The organism is Nonomuraea basaltis, from assembly GCF_005893125.1.
Lineage (GTDB): Bacteria > Actinomycetota > Actinomycetes > Streptosporangiales > Streptosporangiaceae > Nonomuraea > Nonomuraea basaltis.
The window spans coordinates 1-8,627 of record NZ_VCJS01000361.1 but is presented as its reverse complement, the minus strand read 5'-3'; the positions used below and the strand labels follow the sequence as shown (position 1 = coordinate 8,627).

Annotated in this window: 8 protein-coding genes and 1 pseudogene; 3 read left to right on the top strand and 6 right to left on the bottom strand. The window is 69.5% G+C overall.

The features are described 5' to 3' along the window. Positions 1–216: 216 nt before the first annotated feature. Positions 217–465: pseudogene (locus EJK15_RS65185) on the bottom strand (Tn3 family transposase); the annotation flags it as partial. A gap of 365 nt (positions 466–830) precedes the next feature. Between EJK15_RS65185 and EJK15_RS76970 the strand changes: the two are divergent. After that, the gene (locus tag EJK15_RS76970) at positions 831–959 is read left to right on the top strand and encodes a hypothetical protein (protein ID WP_276615598.1); all 129 of its coding nucleotides are present in this window, start codon (positions 831–833) and stop codon (positions 957–959) included. Positions 960–1,103: 144 nt separating this feature from the next. On the opposite strand, the gene EJK15_RS65180 is transcribed toward EJK15_RS76970, so the two are convergent. From EJK15_RS65180 to EJK15_RS65160, 5 genes are all read right to left on the bottom strand, one after another. After that, complete coding sequence (locus EJK15_RS65180; protein WP_240778046.1) at positions 1,104–2,237, bottom strand: DUF418 domain-containing protein; 1,134 nt, start codon at positions 2,235–2,237, stop codon at positions 1,104–1,106. 167 nt (positions 2,238–2,404) lie between these two features. Then, positions 2,405–3,547, bottom strand: a complete 1,143-nt coding sequence (locus EJK15_RS65175; protein WP_138720245.1) for a hypothetical protein — start codon at positions 3,545–3,547, stop codon at positions 2,405–2,407. 132 nt (positions 3,548–3,679) lie between these two features. Continuing rightward, positions 3,680–3,976: a DinB family protein gene (locus EJK15_RS65170; protein WP_138720244.1), complete on the bottom strand. Its 297-nt coding sequence runs from the start codon at positions 3,974–3,976 to the stop codon at positions 3,680–3,682. Between the two features lie 125 nt (positions 3,977–4,101). Then, on the bottom strand, positions 4,102–4,806 hold the full coding sequence (locus EJK15_RS65165) for a response regulator transcription factor (protein WP_171075343.1): 705 nt from the start codon (positions 4,804–4,806) through the stop codon (positions 4,102–4,104). Further along, positions 4,799–6,919 carry a sensor histidine kinase gene (locus tag EJK15_RS65160; RefSeq protein WP_138720243.1) on the bottom strand — a complete coding sequence of 707 codons (2,121 nt, stop codon included), beginning with the start codon at positions 6,917–6,919 and terminating at the stop codon, positions 4,799–4,801. The genes EJK15_RS65165 and EJK15_RS65160 overlap by 8 nt, the downstream gene beginning before the upstream one ends. 130 nt (positions 6,920–7,049) lie before the next feature. Between EJK15_RS65160 and EJK15_RS65155 the strand changes: the two genes are divergently transcribed. Then, the gene (locus EJK15_RS65155; protein ID WP_138720242.1) at positions 7,050–7,415 is read left to right on the top strand and encodes a hypothetical protein; all 366 of its coding nucleotides are present in this window, start codon (positions 7,050–7,052) and stop codon (positions 7,413–7,415) included. 319 nt (positions 7,416–7,734) lie between these two features. After that, positions 7,735–8,163, top strand: a complete 429-nt coding sequence (locus tag EJK15_RS65150; protein ID WP_138720241.1) for a hypothetical protein — start codon at positions 7,735–7,737, stop codon at positions 8,161–8,163. The last annotated feature ends 464 nt before the right edge of the window (positions 8,164–8,627 follow it).

The window sequence follows — 8,627 nt, the reverse complement described above, 5'->3', positions numbered from 1 at the left end:
ACCCCACCACTGCCCGCCCGCGCCCTTGCCCACCTACTTCAACCCGCATGGCATCCTCATCGGAACGGCCAGTGACGATAAGACGGGCCCCGCCGGGCTCCTTAACGTGCACTGGCCGTTCGGTTGCCGCTTAAACCCCGGCCCTCCGCAAGCCGGGCACGGCTTGGGCCCAGCTGCCCCGCCCGGTCGGGGCCGACGGCACCAACGGCTGGGCGATCAAGCGGCCAGCTCGACGTCGGTGAAGTCGACCTCCTTCAGCAGGGGGTCGAACGGATCCGGCCGATGACGTAGCTCGTCGGTGGCGTACGCGCCGAAGCGGCTGATGTGGGCCCGCAGGTACGGGGCGATCTGGCCGAGCTGGTCGGCAGTGATGCTCCAGCCCTCGGCGACCAGCTGCCGCACGACATCGGAGATGTCCAGGGCGTTGTGGAAGACGACCAGGTTGGCCAGCAGGGTATTGAACTTCTCCTATCCATGTGGCAGGCGGTCCAGGATCTGGCGGACGACCGCGGTGGCGTCGTTGCTTCGGACCTCCAGCACGAGGTTGCTCCCGCTTTATCCCGGCGGTAATCGACGTGCCACGCTCGGAGCCGAGAAGCTTGCGTATCCATATGGATACAGCCAGACATCTGCTGTCCGGGGTCGAAGCCGGTCGCGCCGAACACCGTCACGGGGACATCCGGCACCCTCCCCCGGTACGCAACTACTCCATACCGGGTCCGACTCCGTAACACCGACATCGACAAGGGCCTGCGGCAGACGGTGAGCGCGGAGGACGTGGCGACGTTCGTGTCACTGCTCGAAGACCAGACCCGGATGGCGGTGAGATCGTGAGGCCTCCGCCGTCGCACTTCGACTATCACGGCCTGCACGTCGCGGCCGCGCAGGCGCAGGCCGTACGGGTGGACTGGGCCTGGAGCCAGCCGCGCGCCGATCGGTTGCGCGCTGATGCGCCGTGAAGGTCTGTACTCCTCGCTGATTTCCAGTTGGAGAACGGCCCGTGGCCATGGCGCCGAGCAGGCGCTGGGCCGGCCGGCCGGTCGTCCGAAGGCCGACCCGCGGGACAAGAAGATCGACGCGTTGGAGTCGGCGCCGCGTGGAGGTCAGCGGCGGGCAGGAGTTTTCGCGGTCGTGCGCCAGGGCGCCTGGTACGCCCATTGCCAGGCCAGTTCGAGCGGGCCGCGGTCGTAGCGGCGCAGCCACAGCGTGGACAGCGTGATGAACAACAGGCAGATGGCGGCCCACGCCGCGGGCACCCACCAGGGACGCAGCGGGTCGAGCTGGGCCGCCAGGCCAAGGCCCCAGCCGTAGCAGAGTGCGCTGGCCGCCAGGTTCTGGAAGACGTAGCTGGACAGCGCGGTGCGTCCGACGTTGGTGACGCCTCTGAGCATCAGGCCGGGTGCTCTGTCGCGCTTGAGCAGGATCGAGGTGATCAGTCCCAGTAGGCCCAGAGCGACCAGTGGCGCGAGGAGGTAGCGGTCGACGGCGAACCAGGCCGGCCCGGCGTACGAGGTGAGAAGGTTCAGTGGCGCGCCGACGCCGAGCCCCGCCACGGTGAGCCTCCTGCGCAGGGCCGCGCCGCGCTCCTCGAACAGGCCCCCGCGCAGCAGCAAGGTGCCCAGAAGGAACAGCACGATGCCCATGGGGATGATGAAGATCAGCTCCACGCGGTACACCGCGGCGTTGTGGAGGCGGGAGAGCACCTGGTCGAGCCAGCTCCCCTGGGTGTACAGGGTCCCGGCGGCGCCGGCGAAGGCCTCGTCGTCCGTGGCCAGCAGGGCCAGCGTGAGCAGGCCCACCAAGGTGATGTGGAGCACACCCGCGGCTATCATCCAAGCCCTGATGGCGCGGTGGCTCCTGCCGATCAGATAGGCGACGATCATGGAGGTGACCGCGTAGCCCATGAGCACGTCGAACTCGAAAATCAGGATGAAGTGTAGCGTGCCCTCCACGAGCAGCAGGGCGGCGCGCCACAGGTAACGGCCCGGCCAGGCCAGCCCCTTGCGCACCGCGCTGCGGTACTGCAGTTCCATGCCGATGCCGAACAGCAGCGTCAGCAGGCCCAGAAACTTCCCGTTGGACAGGAACCGCAGGAATGTCTCCACAGCTCCGGTGTTGTCGAATCCCAGGAAGCCGGCAGGGCCGACGGGATCGGTGAAGATCCAGATATTGGTCCCGAGCGTGCCCATGATCGCGATACCGCGCAGCACGTCTAACGCGTCTATTCGTTTCGCCACACTTTAAGCCTCGTGGGGAGAATCCCCGTCGGCCTCGTCTCACGAGACGAAAACGGCCGTACATCGATCGATGTACGGCCACATTCCTTGGTCGCGAGCCCGGCGATACCTTGGTCGCGAGCCCGTCCCGCTCCCGTTCCATTCGTCCCTTCTCGTCGCCGGATGGCTCAGCCGGAGTAGCGGAGGATGACCGCGCCCTGGGGCGGCCGCCAGCGGAAACCGGCCGCCAGCGCCGCGCCGGTGCCCGGGACGGCGACCAGGTCCGACCAGTGGAATCCGGTGTTCACCGGAGTGACGCTCTGCCGGGTCAGCACGCCGCCCGCGTACCGCAGGGCGTCAATGGACACGGTGGTGTAGGCGTAGGGGTCCTGGCCGTCCGGTGTCGCGGTGATCGACTCACGGGTGGAGGCCACGTGGATACCGCCCGTGCCGTCGTCGGACAGGCTCGTCACGACGTCGCCGGGCAGCCGGACCTGCTCCCATGTCCCGCCGCTGTGGCGCAGCAGCACGGTTCCCGGCTGCGACCAGTCGCCTTGCTGGAACCCGGCGGCGATCCAGACGTCTCCGTTGCGGGCGGCGAGCACCGCGTCGAACCGGAGCCGCACCGGTCCGTAGGCGGGGCTGGGCGCGGTGGGCGCCGCAATGCGGGGCAGCGCCACCGGCCGCCAGGCTGTGCCGTTCCAGCGCAGCACCGCGGATGGCCCCCAGCCCCAGATATCGGTGGCCGTACGGACGCTGATCTCCCTCAGTGAGGCCGGCGCCGGCAGGCTCGTCCACCAACCGCCGTGGAAGCGTTTGAAGAACACTCCCCTCGTGCGGTCGTCGTGACCGACGATCCAGGCGTCGCCGCCGGCGAGGTCCAGGTCGGTGATCGTGGTACGGCCCGACCCCATGAGCCGCCAGCGCGTGCCGTCCCAGCGGGACACGACCGACCGGGTGGCGGCCTGGACGTCGCGTGGTCCCGGGGCGACGGCCGTGCCGGCGATCCACACCTCGGCCGCGGAGGAGGCGTCGATCAGGGAGATGCGGCGGAGCGGGAATCCCGGTGGCCCGGCAGGCTCGGCCATGGCCGTCCAGCGGGTGCCGTTCCAGTGCTTGATCAGGGGAGCCGTGAAAGGTGAGCCGCTTCGCGGATCGAGCTCCTTGGTCCGGCGCTCGCCTGCGGCCCAGGCGTTCGACGCTCCAACGGCGGCGAGATCGTTGAACGACGAGTCGGCCCCGGCGACTGACGTGACCTGCCAACCCGGCGTGACCCCGCTGAGGCCGACGCCCATGGCCAGCAGGACGGCGAACGAGAAGTGTGCCAGCACACACGCATGTTGGCCGGAGGAAGGTGAACGACGGGCGAACGTGCCATTGCGTCCTGGTAGGGGATTTGCTTGTCGAGCATGATGTGGAGGCTTGCGAGGGACGTGTGAGCTGTTCCGGCCCGCCGTCGATGGTCACGCCGGTTTGGGTGTCCACGCGGGGTCGCGACCTGCGAAGCCCAGTGCGCGGTCGAGCTCTGGCGCGTCCTCGGATACCTCGACCACCGGTCCGAAGAGCCCTTCCCGGTTAGCTGCCTGGTCCGGTAGCGCCGACGCGCTGGTGAACGCGAGGACGGCCGCCGTGTTGGCCGGGTTGCACGTGAACGGCTGGCCGGTCGCGCGGGCCAGGTCCCAGCCGTGGCGGCAGGCGGTTCCTTCATCGACGGTGACTCCACTGCGGTCTCGGACATCAAGCGTCTCTCCCTTGATCATCAGATCCGCCGTTAGTTTTACAGTCCCAACCGCCCCCGGTTGAGGTGGCGGAATCTTGAGAATTGGGTGCGCGGCCGGCTCAACAGCAGGTCGACGGGCTCGGGGAAGCCCTGATACGACCGGGGTCATTGCGGCGGGCGCAGCGCGCCGTCGCGTAGATACGTCAGTACGGCGACGACGCGGCGGTGTACCTGTTGCTCGGACAGCCCGAGCTTGCCGAAGATCGAGTTCACATACTTCTCGACCGAGGACTCGGAGAGCGACAACTGGGCGGCGATGCGGGCGTTGCCGTGGCCTTGCGCCATCTCGCGCAGCACGTCGAGCTCGCGCGCGGTCAACTGGGTCAGCGGCGACTCGCGCAACCGGGCCCGGCGGGTGACCAGCGCGTCCACCACCTGCGGGTCGACCACCGAGCCGCCGGCCTTGACCTCGCGGAGCGCGCTCAGCAGCTGCTGGAGATCACCGATCCGGTCCTTGAGCAGGTAGGCCAGCCCGGCCGTGCCGTCGCGGAACAGCTCGAAGGCGTACGCCTCATCGGCGTACTGGGAAAGGATCACCACGCCGACTCGGGGATCGCTCGTCCGGATCCGGTGCGCGGCGTCGATCCCTTCCATCGCCCGCCCCGGTCCGGGCCGCGTGCCCGGCGCCGGCATCCGGATGTCGGTCAGCACCGCGTCCGGCCGTGTACGACCCACCGCGTCCATCAGCTCATCGGCCGTGCCGACCGCCGCCAGCACATCCACCTCGCCTGAGTCCTCCAGCAGGCGCCGGGTGCCCTCGCGCACCAGGTAGTTGTCGTCAGCGATCACTACGCGCAGCGGGTCAGGCATCGCGCACCTCCGGGAGCGGGATCTCGGCGCGCAGCGTCGTCCCGCGTCCAGGCGCGCTGTCCAGCCGCAGTGTCCCGTCGATGGTGGAGATCCGGTCGGCCAGCCCGGCCAGGCCGAGGCCGCCGACGGTACGGGGGTCGAATCCGGCGCCGTCGTCGCAGATCTCGACCGTGAGCCGTCCGTCGGGTTGGGCCAGCCGGACCCGCACCTGCCGGGCACGGGCGTGCTTGACCACGTTCGTCAGCGCCTCGGAGATCACATACCACGCGGTCGCCTCCACCTGCTGTGGGAAGTGCACCCCACGCAACGCGGCATCCGTCTCGATCACGACGCCGAGCGGTAGCCGGGCGGCCTGCGCCTCGATCGCCTCCAGCAGCCCTTTGTCGGCGAGAACCGGCGGGTGGATGGCATGAGCGAACTCGCGTACCTCGTTCAGCAGCGCAATCACGTCGCCCTGCACCTCGGCGAGGAGCTGGTCGGCGGTGCGGTCGCCGCGTTGCGAGCGCTGCCGTGCCATGGCCAGCTTGGCCGACAGCGCGACGATCTCCTGCTGCACACCGTCGTGCAGGTCGCGCTGGATGCGCCGCCGTTCGGCGTCCTGGGCGGTGACGATGCGCGCCCGGGAGGCGGCGAGGTCGTCCGCCTGCCGGCGGATCACCGCGAGGCGCGTGGTCAGTTCAGCGGTGAGATGCAGGTTGCGTACAGCGGTCGCGGCCTGGCGGGCGAGCTGTTGCAGGAGCCGACGCTCCTCATCGAGCAGAGGCCCGTCGTGGCGGGGACCGCACTCGATCCGGCCCAGCTCCTCGCCACCCTCTACGAGCGGCACCACCAGCGCCGGCTCGGCCGGCTCGCCACCGCCGGCGCACGCCAGGCCGGCACGGGGAAGAGAAGCAGGCCCGCCGCCGGCGCCTGCGGCGGCCAGGCCACCGGCGGCGGGTGGCGGGTCGGGCAGATCCAGACGTACGCGGACCCAGGTGAGCGCCAGCCCGTCGCGGACCGCCTCGGCTATCGCCGTGAGCAGGTCCGCCGGCTGAGGGGCGGATTCGAGTGCCGTCCCGAACCGGGCCAGCACCCGGTAACCGTCCAGGCGCGGACCGAACACCCAGCGGTCAGCGATCCGTTCCAGCCGCCGCTGCACCGGCTGGAACAACAGCGCCGCGCCCGCTGCCAGCAGCACGGCGACACCCACAGACAGGAACCGCGCGGCGAGCACGCCCAGCGCGGCCGCGGCCGCCACGTAGAACGCCGCGATCAGTGCCCACAACGCCCGGTAGAGTACCGACCGGCGCAGCGGCTCGTCGACAGCGAACACCCCGTCGTACGCCACGCCGATCACCATCGATCCGAGCATGACCACCAGGATGACCGGCCAGAGCAGCAGGCCGACCATCCGTCCGCCCGCATCCTCCAGCAGCCGCATGGCGGTGAACTGCGCGGCGAACAGGACGATCCCGACTCCCATGCCGAGCAGCAGCAGCCGGATCCGCCGGCGCTGGTCCAGCGAGGCGTGCCGGTATCGCAACGCCAGCATGCCGAAGCCGAGCAGTATCCAGCCCACGTACGTGGCGTCGATCGCGCCGACCACCGGGCCGGCCGCCGCGAGGGCCGGGCGGAACAGTGGGCTCGGCACGGCAGGCGCATCGGGGTTCGGGTACGCCCCAGCCGCCATCATCGGGTTGGTGATCGCGTACGCCAGCGGAAGCAGCGCCGCCGTCACCGCCGCCACCTGTACGACCCGCCGCTCGGCGGGCCGCTGCGGCCGACCGTCCGGGAACCAGCCGAACAGCCCGATGGCGCCGACCCCAGTAGCGTAGTCGGCCCACTGGCGAAAGAGCACGACCAGCCAACGCCCCGGCCACTCGGCCACAGCCGAGAGCACCGCGTCACCGAGGCATACGCTGACCATGAACCCGGTGCCGGTCAGCAAACACCACGTCCCTGCCGGCCGGCCCGGCCGGCGCAGCGCGACGAACAACCCGGCGCCGAAGAACGGCCCCGGCCCGACAAGCACCCATCCGGCCAGGCCCGGATCCCCGATGGCCAGCGCGACGACGACAGCGACCACCAACGCCGCCGCGCCCAGCACACCCAGCACCACCGTTGTCGGTCGCATGCACCCAGTCTGGACCGGCTGTACCGCCGAAGGCATCAGGTAGACCACAACCGCGACTGCGGCCCGCCTCCACGCAGGTCTACGGCCACCCTGGTCGAGCCCGGCCGCGGTCGTCCCTAACGTCGAGCCCATGACTACTTCACCTGTCTCCCGGCCCGGCCTGATCGCCCTCGCCGCTGCGGGACTCCTCGATGCCGCACAACTCACGTCACTACTTACCGTGGACGAAGCCCCGGCCTTCGTCACCGTGGCCACCGCCGTCGTCGGCATCCTCACCCTCGCGGGCGTCGCGGCGGCCTGGCGCGCAAGCCGGGCCGGCCTGCTCACCGCCGTCGTCGCCCGCATCTGCGACAGCCTCATCCTGGGCCTTCCCGCGTTCTTCCTTCCCGCCCCGTGGTTCGCCCGCGCGATCGTCGTCGGCTGCATGGTGCTCGGCGGCACCGGCATCTGGCTGGTAGCGCCTGCCCTGCGCCGCGCCAAACCCACGATGGCGTGAGCACGCCCCCACGCCCCCACGCCGCGGCGCCGCCCCGCATGGGACGTGATACCAGAAATGACGTGACGCCAGGAATCGCGTGGCCGCCGCCCTGCCGCCACCGCGCGGCAGGGCGGGCGGGCCAGGTCGCTGAGGATGTGCTGCACCAGTGCGGACACGGCGATGGGCACGGTGGCCGGTGGGTTCGCCTAGCGGGCCGCAGGCTGCGCAAGGCTGGCGGTGCCCGATCCACTGGCATGGTTCTGGTCGGCCAGCCTGTTGTCGGAATCCGGACCTGTTCCCCATCGGCGCATACCTGTCCATCCTCGGCGTCATCGCGATGCTGTGGTTCTTCGCCGGGCTATACACACTGCTGAAGGAGGACTGGCGGGCCAGAATCGCACTGGTCTCAGGCGTCGTCTTCGTCGCGATCGTGAGCGCCGGCGGCTGGGAGCTCGTCACCTTCCGAGAGTCCGAGGGGGTCGACCCCCAACTCGCCCGGCTCGCCTTCGACCTGGGGAACGTGGGGTTCGCTACCAGCTGGGTAGCCCTCGGCAGCTTCCTGATCGCCACAGGCTGGGCCCTGCTGTCGCTACGGACGCTGTCGGCATGGTCGGGCTGGTGGGCCATCGCCGCCGGCATATGTCTGATAGCGGCCCGAGCCGTATGGACCAACCCGTTTTGGCTGGTTGGCTACGGGCTCTTCTGGGTCTGGGTGCTCGTCCTCTGCGTCACGGTCCTCCATCGGCAACACGCCCTGTCCCGTTGAGGCCCAGCGTGGCACCATACGAACCGGACTGAAAGGCCAACGGCTGTCTCCCGGGTTTGTACTCGGCAGGCATGCGCTCTTTGCGCACGGCGTCGGTCTGCCGAAACAGTGATGATCTCGTGTGCCCCCACCCCGGTGGTCTACGCCTGTCATCAGCCATTGACGTGGCATTACGCAAGAGATGTCCGGCTCGTGTGTCCACTGAGTGGAAACTCGGGAAGCAGGCTGCGCTTAGTCTGAGGCCGACAGCAAGACATCCGACTTGCGAACCCGAATCGCCGGCCAATTGCTGCTCGATAGTTGCTCGTACGCGTTCCATCTGGAGATGTCCCCAGGCGAGACCAATCCGGCCGGACGACAAGCCGTAGTCGGCGCAGGAGATCGAGCGGCAGCGACGTACTATAACTAGTAGTACTACTTATTGTAGAGCTAAGGGGGCTGGCGGTGCGGGTGCTGGTGGTGGG